The 25,060-nt window shown below is 70.2% G+C and carries 29 protein-coding genes and 1 pseudogene; 4 read left to right on the forward strand and 26 right to left on the reverse strand.

The annotated features are described in order from the left end of the window. Window positions 1–70 precede the first annotated feature (70 nt). Window positions 71–1,285, reverse strand: coding sequence for an amidohydrolase family protein (locus ACIO5D_RS03510; RefSeq protein WP_400793777.1), 1,215 nt, complete (start codon window positions 1,283–1,285; stop codon window positions 71–73). Window positions 1,286–1,562: 277 nt separating this feature from the next. Between ACIO5D_RS03510 and ACIO5D_RS03515 the strand changes: the two genes are divergently transcribed. Beyond that, complete coding sequence (locus tag ACIO5D_RS03515; RefSeq protein ID WP_400649366.1) at window positions 1,563–2,219, forward strand: GntR family transcriptional regulator; 657 nt, start codon at window positions 1,563–1,565, stop codon at window positions 2,217–2,219. Window positions 2,220–2,340: 121 nt separating this feature from the next. Here ACIO5D_RS03515 and ACIO5D_RS03520 read toward each other — a convergent pair whose 3' ends face one another. The 3 genes from ACIO5D_RS03520 to gdhA all read right to left on the reverse strand — a co-directional run bounded on the left by ACIO5D_RS03520 (window position 2,341) and on the right by gdhA (window position 5,443). Beyond that, on the reverse strand, window positions 2,341–2,844 hold the full coding sequence (locus ACIO5D_RS03520; RefSeq protein ID WP_363606534.1) for a DinB family protein: 504 nt from the start codon (window positions 2,842–2,844) through the stop codon (window positions 2,341–2,343). A gap of 89 nt (window positions 2,845–2,933) precedes the next feature. Then, a complete protein-coding gene (locus ACIO5D_RS03525) occupies window positions 2,934–3,806 on the reverse strand; it encodes a GyrI-like domain-containing protein (RefSeq protein WP_400649370.1) in 873 nt (290 codons plus the stop codon). A gap of 257 nt (window positions 3,807–4,063) precedes the next feature. Next, window positions 4,064–5,443, reverse strand: a complete 1,380-nt coding sequence (gdhA, locus tag ACIO5D_RS03530) for an NADP-specific glutamate dehydrogenase (protein ID WP_363606530.1) — start codon at window positions 5,441–5,443, stop codon at window positions 4,064–4,066. 449 nt (window positions 5,444–5,892) lie between these two features. Here gdhA and ACIO5D_RS03535 point away from each other — a divergent pair, with 449 nt between their 5' ends. The 3 genes and pseudogenes from ACIO5D_RS03535 to ACIO5D_RS03545 all read left to right on the forward strand — a co-directional run bounded on the left by ACIO5D_RS03535 (window position 5,893) and on the right by ACIO5D_RS03545 (window position 8,814). Beyond that, window positions 5,893–6,615: a hypothetical protein gene (locus ACIO5D_RS03535; protein WP_400793778.1), complete on the forward strand. Its 723-nt coding sequence runs from the start codon at window positions 5,893–5,895 to the stop codon at window positions 6,613–6,615. 185 nt (window positions 6,616–6,800) lie between these two features. After that, window positions 6,801–7,163 (forward strand): annotated as a pseudogene (ribA, locus tag ACIO5D_RS03540) (GTP cyclohydrolase II RibA); the annotation flags it as partial. Window positions 7,164–7,227: 64 nt separating this feature from the next. After that, window positions 7,228–8,814 carry a recombinase family protein gene (locus tag ACIO5D_RS03545; RefSeq protein ID WP_400793779.1) on the forward strand — a complete coding sequence of 529 codons (1,587 nt, stop codon included), beginning with the start codon at window positions 7,228–7,230 and terminating at the stop codon, window positions 8,812–8,814. A 78-nt stretch (window positions 8,815–8,892) separates the two neighbouring features. Here the strand turns inward: ACIO5D_RS03545 and ACIO5D_RS03550 are convergent, their stop codons facing one another. From ACIO5D_RS03550 to ACIO5D_RS03655, 22 genes are all read right to left on the reverse strand, one after another. Continuing rightward, window positions 8,893–9,087, reverse strand: coding sequence for a hypothetical protein (locus ACIO5D_RS03550; RefSeq protein ID WP_400793781.1), 195 nt, complete (start codon window positions 9,085–9,087; stop codon window positions 8,893–8,895). After that, window positions 9,084–9,620, reverse strand: coding sequence for a hypothetical protein (locus tag ACIO5D_RS03555; RefSeq protein ID WP_400793783.1), 537 nt, complete (start codon window positions 9,618–9,620; stop codon window positions 9,084–9,086). The genes ACIO5D_RS03550 and ACIO5D_RS03555 overlap by 4 nt, the downstream gene beginning before the upstream one ends. Further along, entirely contained in the window at window positions 9,604–9,771 is a 168-nt protein-coding gene (locus tag ACIO5D_RS03560; protein WP_400793785.1) for a hypothetical protein, read from the reverse strand. The genes ACIO5D_RS03555 and ACIO5D_RS03560 overlap by 17 nt, the downstream gene beginning before the upstream one ends. Then, on the reverse strand, window positions 9,768–10,091 hold the full coding sequence (locus ACIO5D_RS03565; RefSeq protein ID WP_400793787.1) for a hypothetical protein: 324 nt from the start codon (window positions 10,089–10,091) through the stop codon (window positions 9,768–9,770). Before ACIO5D_RS03565 ends, ACIO5D_RS03560 begins: the two co-directional genes overlap by 4 nt. Window positions 10,092–10,107: 16 nt before the next feature. Continuing rightward, window positions 10,108–10,284, reverse strand: coding sequence for a hypothetical protein (locus ACIO5D_RS03570; protein ID WP_400793789.1), 177 nt, complete (start codon window positions 10,282–10,284; stop codon window positions 10,108–10,110). A gap of 58 nt (window positions 10,285–10,342) precedes the next feature. Next, a complete protein-coding gene (locus ACIO5D_RS03575) occupies window positions 10,343–11,404 on the reverse strand; it encodes a hypothetical protein (RefSeq protein ID WP_400793790.1) in 1,062 nt (353 codons plus the stop codon). 751 nt (window positions 11,405–12,155) lie between these two features. Then, on the reverse strand, window positions 12,156–12,611 hold the full coding sequence (locus ACIO5D_RS03580) for an endonuclease domain-containing protein (RefSeq protein ID WP_400793791.1): 456 nt from the start codon (window positions 12,609–12,611) through the stop codon (window positions 12,156–12,158). After that, a complete protein-coding gene (locus ACIO5D_RS03585; protein WP_400793793.1) occupies window positions 12,601–14,460 on the reverse strand; it encodes a DNA polymerase in 1,860 nt (619 codons plus the stop codon). The genes ACIO5D_RS03580 and ACIO5D_RS03585 overlap by 11 nt, the downstream gene beginning before the upstream one ends. Before the next feature lie 623 nt (window positions 14,461–15,083). Next, window positions 15,084–16,637, reverse strand: a complete 1,554-nt coding sequence (locus ACIO5D_RS03590) for a phage/plasmid primase, P4 family (protein ID WP_400793794.1) — start codon at window positions 16,635–16,637, stop codon at window positions 15,084–15,086. After that, a complete protein-coding gene (locus ACIO5D_RS03595; protein WP_400793795.1) occupies window positions 16,616–17,524 on the reverse strand; it encodes a toprim domain-containing protein in 909 nt (302 codons plus the stop codon). Before ACIO5D_RS03595 ends, ACIO5D_RS03590 begins: the two co-directional genes overlap by 22 nt. A gap of 21 nt (window positions 17,525–17,545) precedes the next feature. After that, window positions 17,546–17,905: a hypothetical protein gene (locus tag ACIO5D_RS03600; RefSeq protein WP_400793796.1), complete on the reverse strand. Its 360-nt coding sequence runs from the start codon at window positions 17,903–17,905 to the stop codon at window positions 17,546–17,548. Between the two features lie 44 nt (window positions 17,906–17,949). Beyond that, window positions 17,950–18,129 (reverse strand): hypothetical protein, encoded by a 180-nt coding sequence (locus ACIO5D_RS03605; RefSeq protein ID WP_400793797.1) that lies wholly within the window; start codon window positions 18,127–18,129, stop codon window positions 17,950–17,952. Further along, entirely contained in the window at window positions 18,126–18,302 is a 177-nt protein-coding gene (locus tag ACIO5D_RS03610) for a hypothetical protein (RefSeq protein WP_400793798.1), read from the reverse strand. Before ACIO5D_RS03610 ends, ACIO5D_RS03605 begins: the two co-directional genes overlap by 4 nt. Continuing rightward, on the reverse strand, window positions 18,299–18,604 hold the full coding sequence (locus ACIO5D_RS03615; protein ID WP_400793799.1) for a hypothetical protein: 306 nt from the start codon (window positions 18,602–18,604) through the stop codon (window positions 18,299–18,301). The genes ACIO5D_RS03610 and ACIO5D_RS03615 overlap by 4 nt, the downstream gene beginning before the upstream one ends. Before the next feature lie 80 nt (window positions 18,605–18,684). Continuing rightward, the gene (locus tag ACIO5D_RS03620) at window positions 18,685–19,437 is read right to left on the reverse strand and encodes a hypothetical protein (protein ID WP_400793800.1); all 753 of its coding nucleotides are present in this window, start codon (window positions 19,435–19,437) and stop codon (window positions 18,685–18,687) included. A 111-nt stretch (window positions 19,438–19,548) separates the two neighbouring features. After that, on the reverse strand, window positions 19,549–20,346 hold the full coding sequence (locus ACIO5D_RS03625; protein WP_400793801.1) for a hypothetical protein: 798 nt from the start codon (window positions 20,344–20,346) through the stop codon (window positions 19,549–19,551). 698 nt (window positions 20,347–21,044) lie between these two features. Then, window positions 21,045–21,236, reverse strand: coding sequence for a hypothetical protein (locus ACIO5D_RS03630; RefSeq protein WP_400793802.1), 192 nt, complete (start codon window positions 21,234–21,236; stop codon window positions 21,045–21,047). Next, the gene (locus ACIO5D_RS03635; protein WP_400793803.1) at window positions 21,233–21,784 is read right to left on the reverse strand and encodes a hypothetical protein; all 552 of its coding nucleotides are present in this window, start codon (window positions 21,782–21,784) and stop codon (window positions 21,233–21,235) included. Before ACIO5D_RS03635 ends, ACIO5D_RS03630 begins: the two co-directional genes overlap by 4 nt. A gap of 119 nt (window positions 21,785–21,903) precedes the next feature. Next, a complete protein-coding gene (locus ACIO5D_RS03640) occupies window positions 21,904–22,602 on the reverse strand; it encodes a hypothetical protein (RefSeq protein WP_400793805.1) in 699 nt (232 codons plus the stop codon). Between the two features lie 122 nt (window positions 22,603–22,724). After that, on the reverse strand, window positions 22,725–23,009 hold the full coding sequence (locus ACIO5D_RS03645) for a hypothetical protein (protein ID WP_400793806.1): 285 nt from the start codon (window positions 23,007–23,009) through the stop codon (window positions 22,725–22,727). 41 nt (window positions 23,010–23,050) lie between these two features. After that, window positions 23,051–23,296 carry a hypothetical protein gene (locus ACIO5D_RS03650; RefSeq protein ID WP_400793808.1) on the reverse strand — a complete coding sequence of 82 codons (246 nt, stop codon included), beginning with the start codon at window positions 23,294–23,296 and terminating at the stop codon, window positions 23,051–23,053. Beyond that, complete coding sequence (locus tag ACIO5D_RS03655; RefSeq protein ID WP_400793810.1) at window positions 23,296–25,041, reverse strand: LysM peptidoglycan-binding domain-containing protein; 1,746 nt, start codon at window positions 25,039–25,041, stop codon at window positions 23,296–23,298. The genes ACIO5D_RS03650 and ACIO5D_RS03655 overlap by 1 nt, the downstream gene beginning before the upstream one ends. Between the last annotated feature and the right edge of the window lie 19 nt (window positions 25,042–25,060).

Genomic DNA, 25,060 nt, shown 5'->3' on the forward strand with positions numbered 1-25,060 from the left:
CGGCCAACGGATGGAAGGGGGAAGGGGGAAGAGGGGAAGAGGGGAAGAGGGGAAGGCGAGAAAGGAAAGGTCAGGTCCGCGGCGTGCGGTCGAGGACGACCCGGCCGCCGTGCAGGACGAGCAGCCGCTCGGGGTGCGCCGCGACGGCCTCGGGGACGGATCCGGCCGCGATCGCCACCAGGTCGGCACGGGCGCCGACGGCGAGCCCGTAGTCGGCCAGCCCGAGCGCCACCGCGGCGTTCTCCGTCACCAAGTCCGCTGCGAGGAAAAGCTCCTGATCGGTCATCAGTTCACCCTGGAGGCCGATGACGGTGGCGCGTTCGAGCATGTCCCCGGTGCCGTACGGCCACCACGCGTCACGGATGTTGTCGGAGCCGGCGAAGACCCGGACGCCGGCCTCGTGCAGCAGCTTCACAGGCGGCATCGAGCGGCTCGGGCCGTTGGTCATCACGGCCACCCCGGCGTCCGCCAGCTTCTGTACGGTGAGCATGAGTTCAGAGGAGTCGAGACCGCTCCCGAGCGCGTACGCGTGGCTGACCGCGACCCGCCCGCCGAGCCCGAGGGCGGCCGTCCGGTCGGCGATGTCACGCAACTGGGAGGCACCGACCGGGCCACCGTCGTGCAGATGGATGTCCACGCCGGCGCCGTGCCGCTCGGCGAGGCCGAAGACGATGTCGAGCTGGCCGTCCACGTCGCCGTCGAAACCGGCCGGGTCGAGGCCGCCGATCAGCTCGGCGCCCTCGCGCAGTGCCGCGTCCAGCAGGTCGGCGACGCCGGGGGCGGTCACCACCCCGCTCTGCGGGAAGGCGACGAGCTGGATGCCGATCACGTCCCGGACGCGCTCGCGCACCTCCAGCAGGGCGTGCAGGTGGTCGAGCCCGGTGTCCGGATCCACGTCGACGTGCGAGCGGACGTATCCGGTGCCGAGCGCCGCCATCCGCCGGGCCAGCGCCTCGGCCCGGTCGGCGACGGGCACGGCCGCCGCGACCTCGCGGCGCAGCTCCCGCTCGGAGGCGATCTGGGTCCGGAGACCGGCGGTGGCACGATGGGGCTGCCAGGGCGCACCGAGGAAGGTTTTGTCCAGGTGCGCGTGCCCGTCCACCAGGGCGGGCAGCAGCAGCGCGCCGTCCAGCCGCAGGCCCCGGCCGGCGGCCTCGGGCGCACGCCGGGCGGGCGCGGTCAGGGCGGCGATCCGGCCGTCGGCGAGGTGGACGTCGGCCGCGGTGCCGTCGGGCAGGGTGGCGTCCAGGAGGAGGGCGGGGTGAAGGGGCGAGGTGGGGGTCACACGGGCACGCTAGCTGGTATACCGAATACCAAACAAGAGGTGTCCGCCAACGGATCCGAAACGAGACCGGAAGCGAGACCGAAGCGAGATGGAGCCAGCCGGAGCCGGCTGCCGACCGACATCCCGGGTCGGATCCCGAGCAGGCCCCAGCACGGGATCCGCACCGGTACCGCACCGACACCGCGGACCAGATCCGGCACCGGGCCCGGCGAACGGATCTGAAATGATCTGCACTGCCCCCACCGCCCGCGCGGTCCCCCACCCGACTGGAGCCCCGATGCCCGACACCCCCGGCGACGCCCACCAGTCGCTCCGGGACCTCGTCTACGTCCAGCTCCGCGAACGGATCATCGAGGGCGAGTACCCGGCCGGCCGACGGCTCGTGGAGCGCGAGCTGGCGGAGACGATGAACGTCTCCCGTGTCCCCGTCCGCGAGGCCATGCAGCGGCTGGAGCAGGAGGGCTTCCTCACCGTCCAGGCCCGCCGGGGCGCGGTGGTCGCCGAGTTCGGCCCCGCCGAGGCCGAGCACTTCTTCGCCGTACGGGAGTCCCTGGAGGCCCTCGCCGCCCAACTGGCCGCCCAGCACGCCACCCCGGCGGGCCTCAAGTCCCTCGAACGCATCCTGACCCGGACCAGGAAGGCCGCCGAGGCGGGGCGGCTGCGCGAGACCGTGAGCCTCAACGCCGACTTCCACCGGGCGATCGTCGAGCTCTCCGGCAACCCGCTGCTCCAGGACATGATGGCCCCGCTCGACGGCCGGCTGCGCCGCCTCTTCCGGCTCACCTCCGGCCCCGAGAGCACCACCCCGATGTGCACCGAGCACGAGCAGTTGCTCGCCGCCATCCGCTCCCGCGACCCGCAGGCCGCCGCCGACCTCGCCCGCCGCCACGTCGCGGGCACCCGGGCCTTCGCGCTCAGCGCGCTCGGAAGCTGACCGCGCTCGAAAGCCGGCCGCGGCCGGAACAGGCACGTGGCCGGAACAGGCGCGCGGCCGGAGCAGACACGTGGCCGAGGGGGCGGACAGCCCGGTGGGGAAGGCGGCCGCCCCGGCCCGGTCACCCCCGGCTGTGGTCTCCGGTCCGCCCGTCGATCAGCTCCCGCAGGATGTCCATGTGGCCCGTGTGCCGGGCGGTCTCCGTCGTCATGTGGATCAGCACCCAGCGCAGCGACACCTCGTCCCCGAACCAGGCCCGGCCGACGTCGTCCAACTCCAGCTCCCCGATGACGAGATCGGCCGCCGCCCGGGCACGGGCGTAGAAGGTCAGCACGTCCGCGGTGGACTCGTCCGGCCGCACCCGGAGATCGGACTCCTCGTCCTCGGTCAGGTCGAACGGCAGCGGCCCGGTCGCACGGCCGAACGTCTCGCAGAACCAGCCGAGTTCGACCCCGCCCAGGTGCTTCACCAGGCCCAGCAGATTCGTCCCCGACGCCGTCACCGGCCGCCGCAACTGCTCGTCGTCCAGCCCCTCCAGCTTCCACAGCACCGCGTCGCGATGCCGGTCGAGAGCCGTGAACAGGCTCTCCTTCTCCCCGCCCCGGAAGGGCACACGCTTCGTCATGCGCGGACCCTAACAGGCCCCCGGGCCGGGCGGACCCCCACCGACCCTGGGCCGGTGGGAGATCCAACCTCCCACCGGCCCAGGGCTGTTCAGCGAGCCGCCCGCTCGACCGGGACCCAGAGCTGGGCCTGCGCCCCGCCGCCGTCCGGCAGGAAGCGGGTGCGCAGGATCTCCGGTCCCGAGCAGGATTCGTACGGGTTGGACGGGAACCACTGGGTGTAGACGTCCCGCCACATCTCCTGCAGGGCCTGCGGGAACGGGCCGGTGCTGGTGAACACGGCCCAGCTGCCGGCCGGCACCACCCGGACGTCCAGGTCGTCCGGGACGACGGCCTCCGAGGACGCCACCACCGCGTGGTAGTAGTCGAGTTCGGACCCTTCCTCGCGGCTCTCCGAGAGGTGCTCGGTGACCGAGACGATGCCGTCCGGCTCCGGGCCGGAGAGCGCCGAGATCCGGGCGACGGTCTCCTGGTCGAGACCCTGGATGAACGCGGCGATGGCCGGGTTCACCCCCTCGCAGACCAGCGGCACCCGGGTCCGCCTGCCCACCACCCGGAACTCGGGCTTCTCCACGATGCGGTACTCCATACTGCTACTCCCTTCCACGACGAGTCGGAAGGACATCCGGGGCTGGGACCGCAGCGCCGCACCACCGCGCCGGGCCTCCCCGGGCCCGACGCCGTGCATCGCCCGGAACGCCCGGGCGAACGCCTCCCCCGAGGTGTAGCCGCAGCGGACCGCCACCTCCAGCAACGTCCGTTCGCCGGACAGCACTTCGGCCCCGGCAACGGTCAGCCGCCGACGCCGGACGTACTCCGACAGCGGCATCCCGGCCAGCGCGGAGAACAACCGCCGGAAGTGGTACTCCGACGTCATCGCGATCCGCGCCAGTTCGGCCACCTCGACCGGCTGGTCGAGCCGGTCCTCGATGTGCTCCATGGCCCGGTTCAGCTGCTCCAGCATGCCAGCCCCCGTCCTTCCCTTACTGCTCACCACCGTAGAAAGGACCCACCCTGCCGCACCCGACATCCTGTGCCCGCTCCGGTCGGGTCCGGCAGACGGCACGGCACCACCGTTCCGGCCCAGCCCCCGACGAACGACGAACGGCAAGCATCGAGCGGCCAACGGCGAACGGCCCGGGCCCCCGGCCGGTCACGAAGGACCGACCGGGGGCCCGGGTCAGCAGAGCCGCGGGAGGACCCGCGGAAGGGTGCGCAGGATCAGATCAGGCCCTGCGCCAGCATCGCGTCCGCGACCAGCTCGAAGCCCGCGATGTTCGCGCCCACCACGTAGTTGCCCGGGCTGCCGTAGCGCTCGGCCGTGGTGAAGCAGGAGTCGTGGATGTGCCGCATGATCTCGGCGAGCCGCTCCTCGGTGTGGGCGAAGGTCCAGGAGTCGCGCGAGGCGTTCTGCTGCATCTCCAGCGCGCTGGTGGCGACGCCACCCGCGTTGGCCGCCTTGCCCGGCGCGAAGGCCACGCCCGCCTCCTGGAGGACCCGGACGGCCTCCGGGGTGGTGGGCATGTTGGCGCCCTCGGCGACCGCCTTGACGCCGCCCCGGACGAGCGCGAGCGCGTCCGTCTCGTCCAGCTCGTTCTGGGTGGCACAGGGCAGCGCGACGTCGCACGGCACGCTCCAGACGCCCGGACCGGCGACGAACTTGACGTGGCCGCCGCGCAGTTCGGCGTACTCGGAGATCCGGCCGCGGCGGACCTCCTTGACCTCCTTGAGCAGGGCGAGGTCGATGCCCTTCTCGTCCACGACGTAGCCGGAGGAGTCGGAGCAGGTGACCACGGTCGCGCCGAGCTGCTGCGCCTTCTCGATCGCGTAGATGGCGACGTTGCCCGAGCCGGAGACGACCACCCGCTGGCCCTCCAGGCTCTCGCCCCGGCTGCGCAGCATCTCGGCGGTGAAGAGCACGCAGCCGTAGCCGGTGGCCTCGGTGCGGGCCTGCGCGCCGCCCCAGCCGAGGCCCTTGCCGGTGAGGACGCCGGACTCGTAGCGGTTGGTGATCCGCTTGTACTGGCCGAAGAGGTAGCCGATCTCGCGGCCGCCGACGCCGATGTCACCGGCCGGGACGTCGGTGTACTCGCCCAGGTGGCGGTGGAGCTCGGTCATGAAGGACTGGCAGAACCGCATGATCTCGGCGTCCGAGCGGCCCTTCGGGTCGAAGTCGGCACCGCCCTTGCCGCCGCCGATCGGCATCCCGGTGAGCGCGTTCTTGAAGATCTGCTCGAAGCCGAGGAACTTGACGATGCCCAGGTTGACGGACGGGTGGAAGCGCAGGCCGCCCTTGTAGGGGCCGAGCACGCTGCTGAACTCGACCCGGAAGCCGCGGTTGACGTGGATGCCACCCTTGTCGTCCGACCACGGCACCCGGAAGATCAGCTGGCGCTCGGGCTCGCAGATCCGCTCGATGATCCGGGCGTCGACGAACTCGGGCCGCCTGGCCAGCACCGGGCCGAGGGTCTCCAGGACCTCCCGGACAGCCTGGTGGAACTCCAGCTCGCCCTGGTTGCGGCGCAGAACCTCGGCGTAGAGGGACTCGATGACACGGTTCTCGGCGTCGTGGGACGCGGAGGAACGAGAGGTGACCGGCATCAGATTCAGGACCTTCCGTGGTCGTCAGTCGCGCGCGAGACGTCCCGTATCGGGGAACGCCGGCGGTCCCCCTCGCCATTGAGGGCATCGCGCTGTCCTTGCGCGCCGAAGCGGCATACAGGACCGCTGTTATCCGGGTAGTGTCCCAGTGTTAACACCCCATGTACGACCCCATCCACATGGTGGAACCGCTCTGCCACGATGCGGCCCGCGCCCAACTCTCCGAATAGCGGACATTCCCCGGCGCCACGCCCCCTCGACCGACCGCTCGCCCCGCCACACCCCGCCCGACCGTGAGCAAGCTCACAGCCGGCGGGCGCCCCGGGTGCCGGTTCCCGGGGGAGCGCCCCCAATGCGTTTGACGGAGCGGCGTCCGGGGCCGCATTGTTCCGACCCGAACATCCGTCCGGGCATCCGGGCGGCCGTCCGGGAGGAATCGCCACCGCGCCATGCCGAACAACGACGCCGACACCACCGGCAGCACAGCCGAACCCGCGCCCGCACCCGAGACCTCCGCCGACCGGTTGAAGTCCCGCTGGGCGGAGCCGGAGGGGCCGGTGCCGCCGTGGTACCGGCGGGTGTCACGGCGGACCTGGAAGGTGTCGGGCGGCGTACTGGCTGCACTGGTGGCGGCCGGACTGCTGGCCACCGTGCTCGGTCCGGACGACCCGGTGCGGAACCGGCTGGACCCGGTGCAGAGCATCGGCGACCTGATCAGGGAGCCGGACACCTCGGGCTCGTACGCCGCCCGGAACGCGGAGATCTTCCCCGACACCCTCGCCTACCTCCGCTTCCGCGAGCACTTCGTCACCGGCTACCGCCGACCCGGTTCCACCGGGACCGATTTCATCGTGATCGGCGCCACCGGCAACTTCTCCAGCCCGGTCCGCGAACTGGACGACCTGCTCGGCGGGCCGGACCCGTCGCTCGCCCCGGTCACCGTCGGCGGCCACGCCCCGCAAGCCCCCACCGCCCCGTACACCGCCTTCCCGGCCGGCCCGCTCGGCGGCGCCCTCAAGTGCTCCGCCACCCCGAACGGGCACGGTGGCGTCCTCGCCGTCTGCGCCTGGGCCGACTTCACCACCGTCGGCAGCGTCACCGACCTCGACCTCCCCGGCCTCGCCGAGCGCACCCGCACCATCCGCGCCGCGATGACCAGCCGGGTGAAGTAGCGTCCACCGCCGCGCCCTGGCGCCGGCGCCGTTTCCTTTCCCGCCCCGTCCCGCTTCCCGCTCCCCGCCGCTGCCGCTGCCATTGCCACGGCGGGGGAAGGACTCGCGGAAGCTTGTTGTTCAAATTGGAACTACCTAGTACGGTCGACTACCGGAACACCACCCCAGTAACGGAGGCCCCACCCATGCCGCAGCCCGCCACGCCGCAGCCCGGCCCCGCCACCGTGCGTTCGCGTGTGCGCATCCCGCTGACCTTCCCGGACGGCTACCGCGCCGAGGCCGAGGTCTTCACCTTCCACGGCCTGGCCGACGGCGCCGAGCACCTGGCGCTGGCCTTCGGCGAGGTGTCGCAGGGCGGGACGCCGCTGGTCCGGCTGCACTCGGAGTGCCTGACCGGCGACGTGTTCGGCTCGGACCGGTGCGACTGCGGACCGCAGCTGCGCGAGTCGGTGGAGCGGATCAGCGAGGCGGGCGGCTACCTGCTCTACCTGCGGCAGGAGGGCCGGGGCATCGGCCTCTACAACAAGCTGGACGCCTACGCCCTGCAGAGCGCGTAACCAGACTGCCACCTCCCAGGGTGCGGGTGCGCGCCGCTGACCGGAGAGTGAGAGCATGGCGCGCACGGCAGACGATCAGGTCCGCTATCTGGACCTCCTCCTGCGGAAGTCGCAGGTCGTCCAGGGCAGGGCTACCCGGAACATCCTGTCTCTCAAGGCCCAGGAGACGAAGGGCCGAGCGTGGGGCAAGGCGAACGGGTATGAAATCCGCCGCGTCTTCCGGGAGAACCTGTCCGCCTACAAGAAGGGCGTGAAGCGCCCGGATTTCGACGCGGCGGTGCACGCGCTGCTCGAAGGCGAGTCGGACTGCCTGTGGGTCTACGACTCGTCGCGGTACAGCCGCCAGGGCGCGGGCGACGTGTTGAAGATCCTCGACGTGCCCGGGAAGCGGCTGTACTTCTATCTCAACGGGCTGGACACCGAGGTCTCCGCCGACCGATTGCGCATCGTCGCCGAGGCAGAGCAGGCCCGCGAGTACAGCCGCGTCCTGTCCGAGAAGGTTCGGGACACGAAGGCCGAGCAGCGCGACGAGGGAAAATGGCTCGCCACGGTGCCGTTTGGGCTCAAGGTCACGAAGAACCGGAAGCTCAAGGGCAACAAGCAGTGGCCGATCGTGGAGCGTATTCACAACGCAGCCGCCGAAGGAAAGTCTCAGCAGAAGATCGCGGCCGGGCTCACCGCCGATGGGTACACCGCCCCGAGGGGCGGCCCCTGGCGGGCGACCACGGTCGGAAAGATCCTCCGGAACCCTGTCTACCTCGGCTGGCAGGTCGTGACCGTCAAGGGCGCACCCGTGATCTACCTCAACGCCAAGGGGAAGAAGGTCCGTGTCTTCGCCAAGGGCTTCACCGGCATCTCGCAGGCAGTCTGGGACAAGCACCGCCGGAAAGCCGCCGGAGTGGAGCGTCCGGCCGGCTTCGGCAGCGAGCGAGCCGAGGACCAGGCGCCTGTCGAGAACTCCCCCGCCGCTGGCCTCACCTGGTGCGTTGGAGGGGGGTTCGATGAGAAAACCGGCCACCGTGCAACGTCCATTGGGCACTCATTCCGGTGTTCCGCCCACATCGCGGGCATCCCGTGTCCGGAACCGGCGAGCGCTCAACGGGCAGGGGTACTCCGTGTCGTGCTCGCCGAGTGGAAGAAGCGTCTAGCTGCGAAGGACCCCCTAGACCCAACCATGCTGGCCGTGGGTGAACGCTGGGTCGTGCTGTCCCGACCGGAGGAGAGTAAGGCGGAGGCCGAAGCTCGGGGCCAACTCAAGGTTGCCGAAGAAGCAGTCGCCCGGCTCGACCGCTTGAACGCCGCCGGAGCCTACGCCGGCCGTGACGGTGAGAGCACGTTCGTCCAACTCCGGCGGTCGGCAGTGGCCGATGTTGAGACTGCGCGGAAGGAATGGGAGAAGGTGGCGCAGCCGCTCGGGGACATCTCCGTCCTCACTGACCCCGGCCGTTGCGCGAAGCTGTGGGATACCTCGGACGACACCTACCGGGGCCAACTCTTGCGACTCGCCATCGACAAGATCTTCATCCGGAAGGCCGATTACTCCGGTCAGCGCGTCACGCCGGCTCGAATCGTCATCGAGTGGGCGAAGCCGCGCGGGTGGAAGCCGCCGGAGGAGAAGAAGCCCGGCGCGAGTGGGTCCTGAAACGCGAAAAAGGCCCCCAGCTGGCACTGTGCGAGCAGTGCCAGCCGGGGGCCGTGGTGGGGGGTCAGGGGGTAATGATCACCAGCCGACGGATTCAATGCTGGCGGCGAGATCGAGTGCAACGTGCTCCGGGAGGGGGACGACCGTCCGGGTGATCTGTCCGGGCGCGGTGTGCTGCGTCTCGATCACGATGACGCGCTCGCCCGCCGGGGTGCGGGCTTCGTAGGCGCGGGCGGCCTGGTGGACGACCGCGCGGACCGTGGGGAGGGTCACTGCGCCCCCTGGAGGAGGTAGTTCGCCATGGCGATTCGGGCGGCGACTCCGGCGTCCGGGCCGAGCAGTTCGCTCGCGCGCAGGAACGCCCGCTCGCGTTCCGCGGTGGTGTCGGTCTGCGGGAGCATCACGTCCGCGAAGGTCGGCGGCGGGACGGCGGCCGGCGAGGTGGAGCCACCGGCCACCATGTAGGGGCTTCCGGCGTGGCGGGCATCTTCGACCTGGCGGGCGGCGTCCAGCTCGCCGAGGCGCTTGGTGGCCTCGGCTTCTTCTGCCTGCACTCGCCGGATCTCCTCCGCGAGGGTGCGTGACTGCGTTGCGGCGTCGTTCAGGGTGAGGCTCAGGGCCTCGGCGACTTCGGGGTTCAGATAGATGGAGGAGGCGGTGTCGTTCGGGTCGCCGGAGCGGACCAGGAGGCCGATGTCTCCCTCGCCGTCGACGTGGACGCGGGCGAAACCGGAGGGCCCGTCGTACTTGCAGGGGAAACGCTGCTCGTCCAGGCGGACAGTCTGCGGTTCAGGGGCGGTCGTCATGGGTGGTCTCTCCGTTCATCAGGAACTCGGCAAGCTGGAGGGTCGCCCTTACGCGGGCATCGAAGGGGCAGCCGTCCTGGTAGCCCCTGCTGTTGGTGGACATTTCGGCGACGGCCTTCGGGGCGAGGGCCAGGGCTTCGGTGCGGGTCACCGGTCCGCCCAGTACGCGTCGATGCCGAACTGCGGGCGCGCGGCGGGCGGGTCATACAGGCCGCCGGACGAGGGGCCCGCGGTCTGACACCCCGTCGGGGCGGAGACGCGCTCGACCTTCTCGGCACGTTCCAGCTCGGTCGCCTGGCGGGCGAGGTAGGCGGACAGCGTGCGGCACTGCTGGGCGTTCAGGCGGGCAGGGCGCCCTGTCTCCGCCCCGACGCTGAGGGCGAGTTGCCCGCCCATGCGGTCGTTGCGGACTCCGACGGCGGAGCCGAACCGGGTTGTGAGGGTGGCCTTGTGCTCGGTGGTCTCGATCATGGTTCTCTCTCCTCGATCAGGTGAACAGGGCTAGGAAGGCTTGGACTTCGCGGGCGGAGTGCCCGGCGTCGTAGCGCACGGTCCGGCCGTCGCGGGTGATCTCCAGGCCGTAGCCGTCGCTGTCGCCGTGGTCGGCGAAGACGCGCAGTCTCGCGCCGCCGGTCAGCTCGTAGGTTCCGACTGGGGACTTCATCGCGGGTTCCTTCCGGTGGGGTTCGGAAGGCTTGAGACAGGACGGTTAACAGCGGCCCTCACGCGGCGGCCCGCAGCTTCCTTACGGCCCTGGACCACGCCGCTTTGACGGTGCCGGGGGTCTTGCCCAGGGCCTCGGCTATCGCGGTGGCGTCGAGCTTCCCGGTGTCGGTGAGCATCGGGGGGTTGCCGTCGAATCCGTAGGCGAGCCGGGCGATGGCGGCCTCGGTGGGGGACATGCCGGCCAGCAGTTCGGCGGCCTTGGCCTGGGCGGCGGCGGCGAACCGGGTGCTGGTCTCGGCCTCCGCGTCGCGGTCGATGATCGCCCCGGTGGCGTGCTTGCCCCGCTTGGTGCCGGTGACGCGCACGCCCTTGCAGCGCACGGCGTCGCGGGACACGGCGACAGGGTTGTGTGCCAGCGAGGGCTGGAGGTCGGTGCACCAGCCCTCGGTGGTGGCTCCGACGACGACCGGGCGGCCGTCGTTGACGGCCAGGTGCAGGCGGGCGGCACGCGGGGTGGTGCCGAGCGCGGTGTACTCCACCAGGTGGTCCGGGTCCTGGGCGGGAGAGTCTTCGAGCGCGCTCTCCGACACGGTGGCGATCGGCGTGGGACGCAGGAAGGCAGCGGCGACGTACTCGGCCCTCTCGGGTGTGAAGCGGCGTTTGGTCTCCGGGTGGCTGATCAGCTCTTGCTTCGCGGCCTCGAAGTCGCCTGCGCAGCGGGAGAGGGCGCCCATGAAGGCGCCTGCGGCCGATCGCGGCGCGGCGGGGGCGATCTCGCGGGCGGCGGCCTGGCGGCCGTCGAGCTTGGCGCGCTGGAAGGCGTAGGAGGTGAACTCGGCGGTGTTGGGGGCGTTCACATCCCATGTGTGGAGGGCGCGCCAGAAGCTCAGGCGCATCTCCTGGGCAATGTCCTGGGCGGCCTGGTGGCTGTCGCCCTCCATCTGCTGGGCCCGTTTGCGGGAGACGGACAGGGCAATGCCCTCAAGTCCGTTCAGGATCTCCTCCGTCGCCACCCGGCCCCGGTCGAGCTTGCCCATGCCGGTCAGGGCGGGCAGGGGCTTGGGGGTCTGGGCTTCCAGGATCAGGACAGGGGTGATGGCCGAGCAGCGCGAAGACATGAAAGTTCCTTGGCATGTACAGGACATATAGATGGGCGTGCGGTATCGCCGCGCGGCGGGCGCGCCAGGGCATGACAAAGCCCCGGCAGGCACTTGTGGCCACGTCGGGGCATGGAAAAGCCCCTGCCGGTTCGGGATCAGCCGAAGGGCAGGGGCCTGGAGAGACCTGTCACCAGGTCAGGTCGTCAGACTCCCGGGACTCCCCGGCCGCAGGCCGGGGCGATCGAGAGGGCAAGGCGGCACGTGAAGAGCGCCATGCAGCGGGAGAGCCGCAGATGCGAAGGCCGTACGGCGCGGGCCCGGTTGGGCTCGGGCCGCACGGAGCGGTGGGCGTGCTCGGTCGCTAAGGACCGGAGATCAAGGATGGCGACCTTCCGCTCATGCCGGCGGCATCCGCAGCCGAGCATGCCCACTGGAAGGCGGAACTCGGCCCGCAGGCCCAGCGCACGACGGAAGGGGCAGCCAGAGCCCGGGAACGCGGCCACCGAAAGCCCTTGGCGGACGGGCGCCCGCCGGGCGAGCAGGCGGCGGGTGCCGGCGAAACCTCCCCAGCTCGCCCGCCGCAACTTGATCACCTTTCAAGGTTTACTCACCACTTATTCACAAATGCTCGACAGAGATTAGAGGGCGGGCGCCGTGCCAGCAATGCTGCTTTCTGGGCCTTTAGTCCCTATATGGACAGGGTCGCAAGTCCCGATCAAGGTCCGTGACCTGGGCATCCAAAGGTCAAGAGTTTGCAATGTGATCTGGGCTACTTGCCATGGCGGCGCAGGTACGCGGAGCCCCGGTCCATGCGGGCCGAGGAGTCGCCGAAGTGCCCCAAGGCCGAGTTCTCGCCCCGGCACAGCAGCCTCCGCACCGCCTGCCCCTTCGGCTTGTCGTGGTCGTGGTCCACCACCAGGCGGTCCCCCGCCACCGCCTTCTGGCCACAGATCGCGCAGCGCCAGCGCTGCTGGCGGCCCATGCGCTCGTAGTCGGCCAGGGTGATGCCGTAGACCCGCCACAGGCGGGCGTCCCGGCGCTTGCGGACCACCTGCGGGTCGCGGCTGGCCCGGTTGTTCGCCGCGCGCACACAGTCCCGGCACACGTTCGCCCGCCCGTTCGGGGCGCGCTTGCGCCGGCCGAACCGGGTCAGCGGCTTCTCGTCGTCGCACACCTCGCAGAACTGTGTGAACTCGCTTTCGGGGAGCCGTACTTCACGCCGCATAGGCCCACTCCTTCGGCAGCTTGTAGCCGTCGGCCCAGCTCGGCCCGTAGACCTCGGCGTCGGTGTCCAGAGGGACGCCCTTGAGAGTCATCTTCATGGCGTCGGCGCACGCCTGGGCCACCTCCGCGGCCTCCTTCTTCGGGGCAGTACCCACCACCTCGTCGTGCACCCACATGGTGAGGAAGGGCGTAAGGCCCTGGTCGTCCATGGTGATGAGCGCCTGGCCCATGGTGTCGCGGGCGGTCGACTGGCAGGCGTAGGCAACGGACTTGTACAGCTTGTCCCGGTCCAGGTGGAGCCGGCGGCCCACCGCCGTGGTCATCGTGCAGCGCTCGGCAAGAGCCTGGCGCTGCATCTTCCGCGCCCACCTCTTGATCCCGGGAAAGGCCCTGCCGTACCGCCTCAGCGTGTCCCGCATGACCTCGACGTCCTGGCCGGTCTGCTTCGCCAGCGTCGCGGCACCGCCCTGGTAAGCGGTGCCGAGCCCGGCAATCTTCGCCAGGGTGCGCTGATCCTTGGTGTACTCCGAGCCGAACATCAACTCAGCGGCGAACCCGTGCAGGTCGTGACCGTCTGCGATGGCCCGGATCATCCGCGACTCGCCCGACAGCGCGGCCAGCACCCGAAGCTCGACCGCCTGCTGGTCCACGGAAAAGTAGACGGACCCCGGTTCAGCGACCACGCACCGCCGCACCTCCCATCCGTGAGAGGGGAGCTGTGCCATCGCCGGGTCCGAGTGGGACGCCCGGCCGGTCTGCGCGCCCAGCGGGTTGATCTTCGGGTGGATGCGGTCGAAAGCGTCCCGGTTGTTCAGCATCGCCTCGGCGTAGCTGCTGGACCACTTACCGGCCCTCTTCGCCCTCAACACCGCGTCGGCCAAGGCGTTGGGCTCGCGCATCCCGAGCCGGACCCAGTCCGGGTCAAGGTCGGCCATCGGCAGCAGGACCTCCTTAGCCACCGACAGCGCGTCGCTGTCGGTCTTCTCCGTCAACACCTCACCCATGCCCAGCAGTGCGCCGGCCACCTGGTCCGGACTGTTCACCGAGGACACCCCGAACCGGGCAGCCACAGCGGAGAACCGCTTCTTCTCCCGACCGAGCCGGCCGGCCAGGCCCTCGGTATAAACGGGGTCAATCAGCATGCCCCGACGCTGGAGCTTCGCGCACACCAGGGCAAGGCGGTGCTCGTAGGGCAGCAGTGCCGAGCGCAGGCCCTCGGCCTTGTACCGGGCCAGCAGCTTGGGCAGCAGTCGGGCGACGAGGACTGCGTCGAGACCGGCGTACAGCTCGTAGACGTCGTGCGAGAGGGCGATCCGCGCCCAGCCGTTCTCCTTGGTGAGGCCCAGGCTGTTGAACACGCGGGTCAGATCGTTCTGCGTGTCGGGTGCGCCGGGGTCGACGTACCAGGCCGACAGCGGCTTGAGGGACAGGCCGACGCCGCCCTCGTAGTCGTGGCGGCTGTCGAGCAGATGGGCGGCCACGCGGGAGTCCTGGGCGCGGGGGTAGAGGTCTTCGAGCCGGATGCCCAGCTCGGTGTCGACCTTCAGTGCGTCGAAGGCGAGGTTGTGGGCGACGAGGTTCGGCAGGTTCGCCAGCGCCTCGCGCGTGGCTTCGCGGAACGGGCCGCCGAGTTCGACGGGGAGCACCCAGGCGGTGTGGGTGTCGCCGAACTGGACGAGCCGTATGCGGTCCGTCCAGGCCAGGCCGGTGGTCTCGGTGTCGAAGCCCAGCAGCGTCCCGGCGTTCGCGTGGCCGGTCCACCAGGTGCGGAACTCCCGCAGGTCGTCCCAGTTTTCGGGGACCTTGATCTCGACCGACTCTTGGGCCAGCCGGTACGGGTGTACCCGCATTGCGCTCCTAAAGGTATTTCCAACGGATCAACCGCCGTCTTACGCTGAGTTCTTGGGGATGAAGCCTGGAGTTGGGTACGCCACCAAAGGGCGTTCGCATGCCAGGCGGGTTGGGGGCATCACCGTGGGGATCGCACTAATCGCTGTGTTGGGCACATTGTTGGGAGCTGCGGTCACCGGAGCCATGCAACATCTGGCTAACCGGACAGCCCGGCGTGACCGGGACCGACAGGCACAGCGAGGGGCAGTGGCACAACTCCTTGGAGCCGCCACAGACCACCGGGCGGCTCAATACCTCAAACACGTAGCCCGCCGAGAAGGGGTCCCTGACACGCTGGAGGCCCGAGCTGCGCGTTACGAAGCCAGGTCGAAGCTCACCAAGGCGCTGTCGGAGGTAAGACTTGCCGGAATGGACTCCGAAATAGTCCATCTAGGCCGCAGTCTGGCGGGCGCTTCTATCGCTCTGGGAGATGCGGATTCGTCTAACCAGGAAGCAATCAGCATTGCGGGTGACGCCGCACGCGCGGCTCACTCCGCCTTGGAGGCTGCGGCTGCCCTGCGGTTGGGATGAGTTGTCCTGAGGGCGCCGCCTCCCGGCTCGTTGTGCAGGTCGAGGCCAAGCGTCACCACTCGTTGGTGGTGTCGAAGACTCCCGGCCCGGCGGGTTCCTGGCTGGTGAACTGGACGCCGAGCAGCACGCGGCCCCGGGTCATGCGGTGCTGGCGGATGCCTCGCTCGTCCAGAGCACTGACGAATCCGCGGCGGGTCCACGCCTTCTCGCCTTGCGCATCGCACCAGTCGCGGTACGCGGTGTACGCGTCCTGCGAGGGCACGTGCTGCCGGTCGTCGCCGGTCTTCACCAGAACATCCGTCAGGAACTCCGCCAAGGCGTCGCTGTTCTCCTTGAAGTTCGTGGTCGCGGCCTTGATGCAGCCGGGCTCCTTCAGGCCCTCGGCGTACCACTCGACCGCGCCGGCCACCGCCCACGCGGCGATGCCCTCGGCCTCCCCCCGCAACGTGTCGAAGATGGAGTGGTCCCGCTCCTCAGGCTTGAAGTACTTGTCGAACTTGATCAACTTCACCCGCCTCCAGAGACCTTCGTCCTGCGACCTGAACGCGGGTGTGTGGTTGGAGGCCAGCCAGAGCAGGAAAGTTGGCTGGTAGGTGAAGAAGTTCTCCCGCATGAACCGGGCGGTGAGCCGGTCGCTGCCGGTCGCCCGCTTCAACACCGACTCGCTCATGGGCTTGCCGGCCTCGCCCTCCGAGGCCATCACCATCCGGGCCCCGCGCAGCGCGGCCAGGTCAGCGGGGATTGAGCTTCCGCGATCCTCGAAGGTCTCGAACCTCGTCGTCTCGGAGAGCGCGGCGAACGTGTGGCTGAGAGTGTCCAGGAAGACGCTCTTGCCGTTCGCGCCGACACCGACCAGCACCGCGAACGCCTGCTCCGCCGTCGAGCCGGTGATGCCATACCCGCACAGGCGGCGCATGTAGTCGACCATCAGCGGCTCGGTGGGGAACACCTCGTCCAGGAACCGCAGCCAACGCGTGGCCTTCGCCTGCGGGTTGTACTTCCACGGGAGGGCCTTGGTCAGCATGTCCGCCGGGTCGTGCGGCTGGGCCGCGCCCGTGCGCAGGTCCACCGTGCAGTCGGCGAAGCTGAGCAGGTGCGGCTGGTTGTCGAAGTCGTCCACCGTGCAGTGGACTCCGCGCACCGAGGCCAGCTCGCGCATCAGGTCGTCAATGCGTCGGGCCATGGTGAAGCCCTTCGACGCCTTCGCCAGAGGGAGAGCGGCGACCTGCTTCTCGTACTCGGCCTCCAGTGCGTCCCCGGCGAGCTTCAGCGCCAGCGCCTCGCGGATGATTGCCTTCTCCCGGGCCAAGGTCTCCACCATCGCGGCCCCGAGGTCGTGGGCGGCCTGGCGCACCAGCACCTCGTTGCGGACCCAGTGCGTCCCGCTCCAGACGTGGAAGCCCACGCCGTCGGCGTACCGGACGCCGTTGCGGGTGTACTGCACCAGCGCGTGGGCGTTGACGATGTCACTCGCGCCGTACCGGGACGCCGCCTCACGGTAGGCGGCCACCGCCTCGGCCGGCGGCAGCGTCAGCGACGGCCGGTCCAGCTCGTAGGGGGTGGTCAGGCTGTCGATGGCGTACGTCACCGTCTCTTCTCTCTCCATACTGCGTAGTCCTTGAATCCGGCAGGCAGGGTCAACTGCCGGGCGTGCACCTCCCGTTGGTGGAGGGCGGCGAGGATGGTCCGGGTGAACTCCCGGCCGGAGCGGTCGTTGTCGCCGCACACCCGCACGTCGCGCCCCGCCAGGCCGGTGGCCAGCGCGTTCAACGTGGCGGGGTCGTTGTTGAGCAGCGCGGCCCCGCGCACCCCGACGGCGTTGTAGCCGTCGGCGACCACGGCCAGCGGGTCCGACAGGCCCTCGGCGACGATCCACGGCGCAGCCGGGTCCGGCCCGGGGAACACCCCGTACCGCTGCCACTCGAAGCCGTCCGGGTTGGCGAGCGAGATCCACCGGCCGGGGCAGCGCCCCGAGAGGTCCCGCCCCTGCGCGCCCCTGGCCACTCCCGCGAAGTCGTGCATCGGCACGACGAGGCGGGGATACCGGACGAACGAGGCCGGAACCCACTCGGGACACGGCTGCGGGCCCGGCCACCAGCGCAGGCCCAGCCGCTCCTGGTCCGCCGCACTCAGGCCGAAACGTTTCTGTGCATAGCCGACAGCCGGGGCTGCCTCAGCCTCACCAGCCGGCAGACCGTCCAGCCACACCCGCAGCCCGGCCGTCAGGAACGGCGACACCGGCTCCGGCCGGGCCTCGGCGACGGCTACCAGGCCCCCGGCGTCCACGTTGAACAGGTTGCGGGGCAGCAGGTCCATCCCGGCGACGACGTCCTCGAAGGCGCACCCGGCGCGGCAGGCCAGGCCCACCATGCCGGACGTCTTCAAGTTGATCCACAGCGACGGCTTACGGTCGTCGTGGGCCGGGCAGCGGGCGACCCACTCACCAGGCTGGTAGTCCCGCCACTCCTCCAGGCGGTCCAGGATCGCCGACATGCGCAACTGCCCTCTCCTCTCTCAGTAACCGGCCTCCCGAAGGGCCTTGACGATCGCCGCGTGGGTGCGGATGGACGTGACGGCGTACCCGTCCTCGGTCTTCGCCCGGGGGCGCTTCACGTACGCGACGCCGAACGGCATCCCCGCGTTGACGGCCTCGGCCTCGGCCTGGCGGACGTACGAGGCGAGGTCGTACGACTTCTCGGCCTTGCACTCTCCGGCGAAGGGGCGCACCCCGAGGTCGCCGATGTCGTTGACGCCCTCCTGGACCTGGCGGCGGACGTTGTCCCGGTCCAGCGGGTCCTTCCAGCGCACGGCGCGGTCGCCGTCCCTCCAGACCTCCCGGTACAGGCCCAACTGTTCGTTCAAGTAGTCGGCCACCGCGGACTCCCACCCCGTGCCTCTCGCCTTCGAGCGGTTAGCCACTAGGCGCTCACCACCGTCAGGGCAGCGCCCCGGAACACGGCGACAGCCGCAGCCTGCCAGTAGCGCAGCCAATCGGGCCGACTGCGTGCGTCGTGGAGGAACACGATCGTGTCGCCGGGTCCAGCCCTGTACAGGTCCCCGATCGCCGGGGCGGTGCCGGGACCGATTCGGTAGGTCATGTCTCCTCCGGTGCGCGGGGTTCGCGGAAGTCGGCGACGTGGGCCGCGTCGGAGGCCCGCAGCAGTCGACGCGGGGACGCGCCTTCGGCGGCGAGTGCCCGTGCTCGGGCGTGCAGGAAGGTTCGGCGCTGCTCGGGCGGGACCTTCCACAGGGGGGTGAAGGGGTCGGTCACCGGGCCGGGGCCTCCTCCGGCAGGTGGGCCCAGGAGGTCCGCCGCGCGATGTGGCGGCACGCTCGCTCGGAGATGTCGAACGCCTCCGCGAGCGCGGACAGGCTGGCGCCCAGGTCGGCGGCGCGGCGGATGGCGTAGACCTTGCGCTCGGTGAGCTTGGCCTGCGAGTTGCGGGTACCGGCCGACGGCGGGCGCGGGGACGCGCGGAACGCCGAGCGCATGATCTCCTGCGCGCGGTCGGTGGCGGCCAGAGGGTTGACGAGGCGGGCCGGGATCGGCTCCGCACTGGTCGGGGTGTGCAAAGGGCTTCTCTCTCCAGGGAAACGGGAGCGGGACCGGCCCCGAAGGACCGGTCCCGCTGGTGTGGTGGTGCGGAGCGCCGTTAGAACGGCGGCTCCTCCTCGACGGCCGAAGCCGGGGTGTCGGTGATCGCCTGCTCGTACGGCTTGATGACCTTGGCGGTGAGCTTCTGGTAGTCCACGTCCCGGCCGGCCTTGCTCGTGTACTGCACGCGCTCGTTGACCAGGTGGACCAGGGCCGGGCCGCCGACCTTCGCCAGCGCGTTCTTCAGCGCGGGCAGCTCGCTGATCAGCGTCCAGCCCGACGTCTTGTAACGGAAGACGCCCAGGTGCGGGTCGTGCGCGAGCCGGAAGTTGACGCGGATGTCCGGCTTGGGGCCCCGCTCGTCCTTCGCCCGCGCCCGCAGCTCTGCGATGGTGCGTGGGCAGCGGCACGGCGCACCCACGTCCTCCGGCGGGCTGAGGAAGGTCCGGGTGTTGCAATGGTGGGCGAGCTTGCCGTTCACCCAGTGCTTCATGTCGAACTCGATCGCGTCCGGGCCGTCGATGACGACCTCGACGCGGTCGATGTCGGTGTCCACCGCGATGGCGTCCTCGGCTTCGGTGTCCAGCTCGTGCAGCGTGCCGCCCAGCAGCTCCGCCACCGCCTCCGCGGTTGCCGGTACCGCGCTGGTGACGCGCCACGTGTGCAGGGCACGGGGGAAGCCGCCAGCCGGGTCCGGCTCATAGGCGCGGAAGGTGCCCGCGATGTCCGGGCGGGCGTTGGCCTCGGCCCGTTCCGCGCGCTCCGCCAGCTCCGGGTCGCTGTTGAAGATGTTGTTGAGTGCGTCGCTCAAGTGCTTCCGTTCTGTCGGGTGCGGGCCGCCGGTAGAGCGCCCCGTGTGTTCAAGTCGGGGTGGTTAACAAGCCCCTGTGGGGGTTGAGTCGGAGCGGTTAACAGGCCCGGGTCAGGACGCGCGGCGGGCGGTGCCGGTCAGACGGCCGGCCTCGTTCTTCCAGGCCACGCGGCCGATGATCCCGGCGTCCGAGGCCCGGTCGTCCGCGAAGCGGCGGCGCAGGGTCAGGAACCGGTCGAACACCTCACGGTCGATCTTGACCGGGCGGAACTCAGCCCGGTGCGGGGTGATGTGCAGCACCGCCCCGGCGTCGATCTTCGGAAACGCCTGGATCTTGCGGTCCACGGTGATCAGGTCGTCCGCATGGGCGTACGCGGCGAGCTGGTAGGCGACCGACAGATACACGCTCTTGGCGGTCTTCAGGTCGCCCAGGACCGTCTTCCCGTTGATCTTCACCATGAAGTCGAACGAGCCCGCGTAGCCGTGCTCCCGCGACCAGGCGACGTCTTCGGCGTGCAGCAGCTCGGGCTGGTAGCGGTCGAGCCACGCTTCGATGTGCGGCACGTACGGCTCGACGTCGTGGTGCGGGTAGGGCGCCTCCTCACCGCGCAGCCGCAGCTCGAAGTAGTCGTGCACCAGCGAGCCGACGTCGGCGCGGACCTTGGTGTAGCGCTTGGCGGCGTACTTCAAGAAGTCGACGGCGGCCTGGCGGTCGCGGGCGGCGATGCGCTGGACGACCTCCAGGTCGGTCACCGCGGCATCGGCGGCCATGCCAGCCGCCCAGTCCTGGAGGAACGGCTTGGCCTCCATGTTCAGGATGGACGTCACCGAGGGGGCGAGGTCGCCGGCCTCCGGGTGGATGTAGTAGCGGGAACCCCGCTGGTGGATCGTACGGACGCCTTCGGACATGCGTTCCTTCCATGTGCGGGCATGCAAAAGCCCCGGCTGTCCGAACGGGACAACCGGGGCTGATGGAGCCTTACTTACTTACTTACTTACATACCTTACCGAGCCGTGCTCAGCGCTGACGGCGCAACAGCTCCCACATCGCCGGACCGGTCAAGCCGACGGCGACAGCAGCCACGGTCGGCTTGACCGGGAAATAAAGGGCCGCAGTCGTGAGCAGCCCGTGCCCGTAGACCGCGACGTCTCGCCACGTGACGGGACGGTCGCCACCTCCGTTGGCCGATAGGGGGCGGTGCTGGTGTGTCATGATGGAACCTCTTCCGATGCTCTTTCGCAGGGGCAGCGAGGAAACGCGGGCCACTCTCCTAGACCGAGATGTGGCCCGCACTCGCTTGCAGGAGAGTACCGTCACGCATGACATTCCATCAAACGCGCAGGTCTGCGGGGGTATTCATGTGGAGAGCAACTGTGAAGGCCGCTCTCTCCAGCCCCCGGACGCCTGAGGTTGCTACTGGGGATTTACCTAGTTGCAAGTATCGCCGCAGGTCAGAAGCAGAGTTGTCATGCATATGATCTCACAGTAAAAACCTACCTGCCGAAATCACATCGGAATGCATAGAGCGTTCACGAATTGCCCCTGGTCGCCGCCCATTCCGGGCGAGGCTTGAGATTTCTTAACGCAATGACTATGGGCATTGAATTCACTTCTGAAGCGACGGCAGTGTCTCCAAGTAGCCGGGCACCTCCGCCTGGACGCGGGCGTTCGCGGCCTGCTCGTCGGCCTCGCGCTCGTCCGGCGTCAGCAGGTCCGGCACGGGGGTGTAGACGAAGACGACGTTCTCGATCGCGGTCGCGGTGCGGTCGATCGCGTCGAAGCGGTCGCGCAGGGTCATGCGGTGGCCTCCAGGGCTTCGCGGATTCGGGTGTGGAAGTTGGGGAGGGAGCCGGTGTTGGGCACGGTGCGGTCGGCGTGCTCGGGGCCGAGCTGTTCGCTGGGGTGGTCGCCGTCGGCTCCGCCCCGGTCGATGAACCAGATGGCGAACCCGGCGGCGCGCAGCGTGTCCACCTCGTTGGCGAAGCGCACGTCGGTCACGACGACCGAGCCGTGGACAGCGGCGGCGCGCAGGCACTTCTCGATCCAGAAGTCCGGGTTGACGTGCCTGCGGATGCCCTCGGTGCCGAGCCGCTGCAAGAACCGGCGGGCCTGCGGGAACTTGTCCTTCACGGCCTCCCAGCCGTAGCGGTCCACCGCGTCGGCCAAGTGAACGATCGCCGGGGCGTGAACACCCAGCAGCTCGGTGCCCACCACCGGGTCGATGTCGTAGGCCATCTGCTTGAGCGGGTCGGCCAGCGCGAGCCGGACGTACCCGTGCTCGCGCAGCATGCCGGCCGCTGTGTCCTTGCCAGACCGGGCCCGGCCGATCAGTGCGATGCTCTTCATGTCCAAACCTCCTCGCCGTCGTTGAGGCGCCCCGGTTAACAGCCGGCGGCGAGGGCCCGGAAACGCGAAAAAGCCCCGCCCTCCCCGAGGTGGGGAAGGCGGGGCCAGGGGGCGGGCGGTCAGCTCAGGGACTCCTCCAGCGCGAGGAGCGCGGCGCGGGTCTCGGCGAGTTCCCGGCGGAGCTGGTCCCGGGTCTGAGGGTCGAGTGAAGCGAAGGACGCAGGAGTCAGGGCTGCAACGGCGCGCTGGACGGTGTGAACCACCTCGGCACCGCGACTCGACGGGACGTCGGTCTCGGCCCCTAGCGCAGCGGCCCCGATGCTCTGGAGTGCCGCCTTACGGTGGTAGTCCTCAAGCCGAAGCTCGCTCTGGGCCTTCGGCTTGATCTTGTAGTACGCGAAGATCGCGTCCGACGAGGTCAGTCCGGGAAACATCCGCTCTCGCTCGGCGGGATTGCCGTCCATGCTCCGGACATACGTCACCCGGATCGGGGACATCGCAGCGCGGACGCCCTGCAAGACAGCCTGCCGATCTGCTGCCAGCCTCTCCCGCCGCTCCTTCGAGTCTCCCGGGACAGGCTTGTACCCCCCCGCATCCAGCAGGTCAGACATCCACTTCTTGGCGTTGTGGCTGGTACGGCCCAGATCCGGCAGGCCGTCGGCGTTCGCGAAGAGCAGTGCGGTCTCGAATACGACGGCGGCGAGAGGCCCGTACTCGCGTGCCCGAACCGCAGCTAGCAAGGGGAGAGCCCTGTCCATCGCGTCCTGTGCGCCGGGGACCTCCTGCCAGTGCGGCGTTGTCTGCTTCCTCGGGGGCATGGGTTCCTCTCAGTCGACCGGGGACCGTTTTGCAACCAACGGCCCCGGCCATCCATTCCACCACGCTGGCTCCGGGGACGAGAAAAGGCCCCGACCTGCCATAAGGCGGGTCGGGGCGGGGTTCATCGCTTCGGTTTCATCTCGTCCGTGCCGAGCACAGGGGCGGGCGTGGTGTCGGCGTGCGGGCACGCGCAGCACTGGGCCAGCGCTTCGGTGCGGGCCGCCTCGGAGTTCGCGGCGTCGGTCGCGTGGGTGACCACGCGCTTACCCGCGGAGTGCCCGCCGGCCATCGCGGCGACGGCGAGCAGCAGGCCGATGACGGTCTCGTTGGTCTCGATCCCTGCGAGCTTCGGCATGACGGTGCCCAGCACGGTGAGCAGCGCGACGATGGCTGAGCGCGCCCGCACGGGGTTTTCGGTGATCCAGTTCTTCAGGTCTTCGATCTTGGTCAGCCCTTCAGGCGTGCGACTACGTTAGTGATCAGTGCGGTGCCTCCGGCGAGTCCGGAGGCGACGACGCCGTAGCGCCAGCGCTCCAGCGCGCGGACGCGGTCCTCGTGGTCCTTGAGCGTCTGGTCTACGGCATCACCGCTCTGGGCGAGTGAGCGGACGTCTTCTCGGACCTCGACCAGGGTGTCGTAGATTTCGCGGGGGCCGATGACCACGCCGCCCAGGCGCTCGTCCTCGCTGGCCATCAGTACCCCCCTGAGTTCCAGGCGATCGACTCGAAGCTGCCGTAGGTGGCGTTCGCGTAGCGGACCCCGGCGAGGATCGAGTCCACGGGGTTGAGGATGTTGCGGTGGCCGGGAAGCGAGTAGGCGTCGAAGGTCGGCCGGATCGTCTGGAGGAGGCCGTACGTCCCGCCGTAAAGGGCCTCGTTGGAATCCCAGTGGTTCTCGGCGAGCGGGTTGCCGCCGGACTCGACCATGACGCGGTGCTCGATCGCCGCCGCGCTGGGGACGAGATCGCCGTTGGCGCGCAGGATGTCCCGGGCCTGCTCGATCCACCCGGCGAGGTCGTCGGAGTAGCCGGTGCTCGGTGCGGCCGGCACCTCCTCGACCGGCGGGGCCGGGGTGGGTTCGACCGGTGCGGGCGCGGCGCGCTCCGGGGCAGGGGCCTTCGGGGCTGCCGGGCGTGGGACGGGCGCGGAGCCGTCGGGGATCACGATCGACTGCTCGGGGAAGATCAGGTCGGGGTTGGCCACGGTGCTGGTGTTCGCGGCGACCAGGGCTTCCAGGGTGACGCGGTAGCAGGCGGCGAGGTCCCACAGGGTGTCGCCGGGGACGACGGTGTGGACCGGCGCGGCGGTGGCCCCGGCGGCGGCGGTCGGCAGGCTGATGACCTGGCCGACCTCGATCCGGTCCGGGTCGAGCACCTGCGGGTTGGCGTTGACCACGGCGTCCAGACCCACGCCGTAGCGGGCGGCGATGGCGGCAAGGGTGTCCCCGGCGGCGACGGTGTGGGTGGCCGCGCCCGGGGCCGGTGCGGGCAGTGGGTCCGGGCTGGGCGCGGGCTGCTCGGGCTCGGCCGGGGCCGGGGGGAACGCCGGGTCCGCGGTGGCCGGATCGGCGGTCGGCGCGGCCGTCGGCGACGCGGTGGCGGCGGGCACGGTGATCTCCTGGCCCTCGGTGATCCGATCCGGGTTGGAGATCTGGGGGTTCAACGCGAGCAGCCCGGCAACGGTGGTGCCGAGCGCGACGGCGATCCCGCCGAGCGTCATGCCCCGACGGACGGTGATCGTGCGGGTGGCCGGCGGCTGCGGCGCGGGGGCGCTGCCGAACTCGGCGAGCAGGCGGGCGAGCTGCTTCGGGCCGGGGATGCCGTCGGCGCTGTCGGTGTCGCCGATCTTGATCTGCCAGGCGCGGAAGCTCTCGGTGTCGGCGGTGCCCCACACCGGCCCGGGGCCCTCCTTGTAGCGGGAGCAGCCAGCGCGCACCAGGGCGTGGCCCATGGCGGTGATGTGCTCGCCGCGCGCACCCGGGCCGTACGGCAGGCCGTTGATGGTGACGGCCTGGCCGGTCGGCGGGTTCGGGGTGGTGGGGCCGGAGCTGTAGGCGGGGCGGCCGACGCCGAGTACGACAGAGCGCGGGCGGGTCTTGCGAGCGACGTAGCCGCCGGAGCCCTGGCCTGCGCCGTCGCCCCGGGCGGTGTTGCCCTCGACGGTCTTGACCTGCTGGCCGGGAGCGGAGTCCTCCAGGACGATGCCCACGTGGTCGGCGGTCGGGCCGCCGTCCCAGCTGAAGAAGATGATGTCGCCGCGCCGGAACTGCTCGCCTCGGCCGTGCCACCGGCCCTTGTTGCGGAAGAACTGGACGTGCGAGGGGCAGAACGCGTACCGGCCGACTGCTGCGGCCTCGCCGCCCTTGTCGGCGCACCAGGAGACGAACATGTCGCAGAACGGTTCGTGGTTGAAGCCCGGGGCGTACCACTTCCCGAACACGGTGTTGTAGTACTTGCCG

The organism is Kitasatospora sp. NPDC087315, assembly GCF_044744345.1.
In the GTDB taxonomy this organism is placed as follows: Bacteria; Actinomycetota; Actinomycetes; order Streptomycetales; family Streptomycetaceae; genus Kitasatospora.

What these genes read in the sequence shown, in the direction of transcription:
- ACIO5D_RS03515 (WP_400649366.1), top strand. Translation starts at nt 1,563, where the DNA reads ATGCCCGACACCCCCGGCGACGCCCACCAGTCGCTCCGGGACCTCGTC.
- ACIO5D_RS03520 (WP_363606534.1), bottom strand. Translation starts at nt 2,844, where the DNA reads ATGACGAAGCGTGTGCCCTTCCGGGGCGGGGAGAAGGAGAGCCTGTTC.
- ACIO5D_RS03525 (WP_400649370.1), bottom strand. Translation starts at nt 3,806, where the DNA reads ATGCTGGAGCAGCTGAACCGGGCCATGGAGCACATCGAGGACCGGCTC.
- gdhA (WP_363606530.1), bottom strand. Translation starts at nt 5,443, where the DNA reads ATGCCGGTCACCTCTCGTTCCTCCGCGTCCCACGACGCCGAGAACCGT.
- ACIO5D_RS03535 (WP_400793778.1), top strand. Translation starts at nt 5,893, where the DNA reads ATGCCGAACAACGACGCCGACACCACCGGCAGCACAGCCGAACCCGCG.
- ACIO5D_RS03545 (WP_400793779.1), top strand. Translation starts at nt 7,228, where the DNA reads ATGGCGCGCACGGCAGACGATCAGGTCCGCTATCTGGACCTCCTCCTG.
- ACIO5D_RS03555 (WP_400793783.1), bottom strand. Translation starts at nt 9,620, where the DNA reads ATGACGACCGCCCCTGAACCGCAGACTGTCCGCCTGGACGAGCAGCGT.
- ACIO5D_RS03565 (WP_400793787.1), bottom strand. Translation starts at nt 10,091, where the DNA reads ATGATCGAGACCACCGAGCACAAGGCCACCCTCACAACCCGGTTCGGC.
- ACIO5D_RS03570 (WP_400793789.1), bottom strand. Translation starts at nt 10,284, where the DNA reads ATGAAGTCCCCAGTCGGAACCTACGAGCTGACCGGCGGCGCGAGACTG.
- ACIO5D_RS03575 (WP_400793790.1), bottom strand. Translation starts at nt 11,404, where the DNA reads ATGTCTTCGCGCTGCTCGGCCATCACCCCTGTCCTGATCCTGGAAGCC.
- ACIO5D_RS03580 (WP_400793791.1), bottom strand. Translation starts at nt 12,611, where the DNA reads ATGCGGCGTGAAGTACGGCTCCCCGAAAGCGAGTTCACACAGTTCTGC.
- ACIO5D_RS03585 (WP_400793793.1), bottom strand. Translation starts at nt 14,460, where the DNA reads ATGCGGGTACACCCGTACCGGCTGGCCCAAGAGTCGGTCGAGATCAAG.
- ACIO5D_RS03590 (WP_400793794.1), bottom strand. Translation starts at nt 16,637, where the DNA reads ATGGAGAGAGAAGAGACGGTGACGTACGCCATCGACAGCCTGACCACC.
- ACIO5D_RS03595 (WP_400793795.1), bottom strand. Translation starts at nt 17,524, where the DNA reads ATGTCGGCGATCCTGGACCGCCTGGAGGAGTGGCGGGACTACCAGCCT.
- ACIO5D_RS03605 (WP_400793797.1), bottom strand. Translation starts at nt 18,129, where the DNA reads ATGACCTACCGAATCGGTCCCGGCACCGCCCCGGCGATCGGGGACCTG.
- ACIO5D_RS03625 (WP_400793801.1), bottom strand. Translation starts at nt 20,346, where the DNA reads ATGTCCGAAGGCGTCCGTACGATCCACCAGCGGGGTTCCCGCTACTAC.
- ACIO5D_RS03630 (WP_400793802.1), bottom strand. Translation starts at nt 21,236, where the DNA reads ATGACCCTGCGCGACCGCTTCGACGCGATCGACCGCACCGCGACCGCG.
- ACIO5D_RS03635 (WP_400793803.1), bottom strand. Translation starts at nt 21,784, where the DNA reads ATGAAGAGCATCGCACTGATCGGCCGGGCCCGGTCTGGCAAGGACACA.
- ACIO5D_RS03640 (WP_400793805.1), bottom strand. Translation starts at nt 22,602, where the DNA reads ATGCCCCCGAGGAAGCAGACAACGCCGCACTGGCAGGAGGTCCCCGGC.
- ACIO5D_RS03650 (WP_400793808.1), bottom strand. Translation starts at nt 23,296, where the DNA reads ATGGCCAGCGAGGACGAGCGCCTGGGCGGCGTGGTCATCGGCCCCCGC.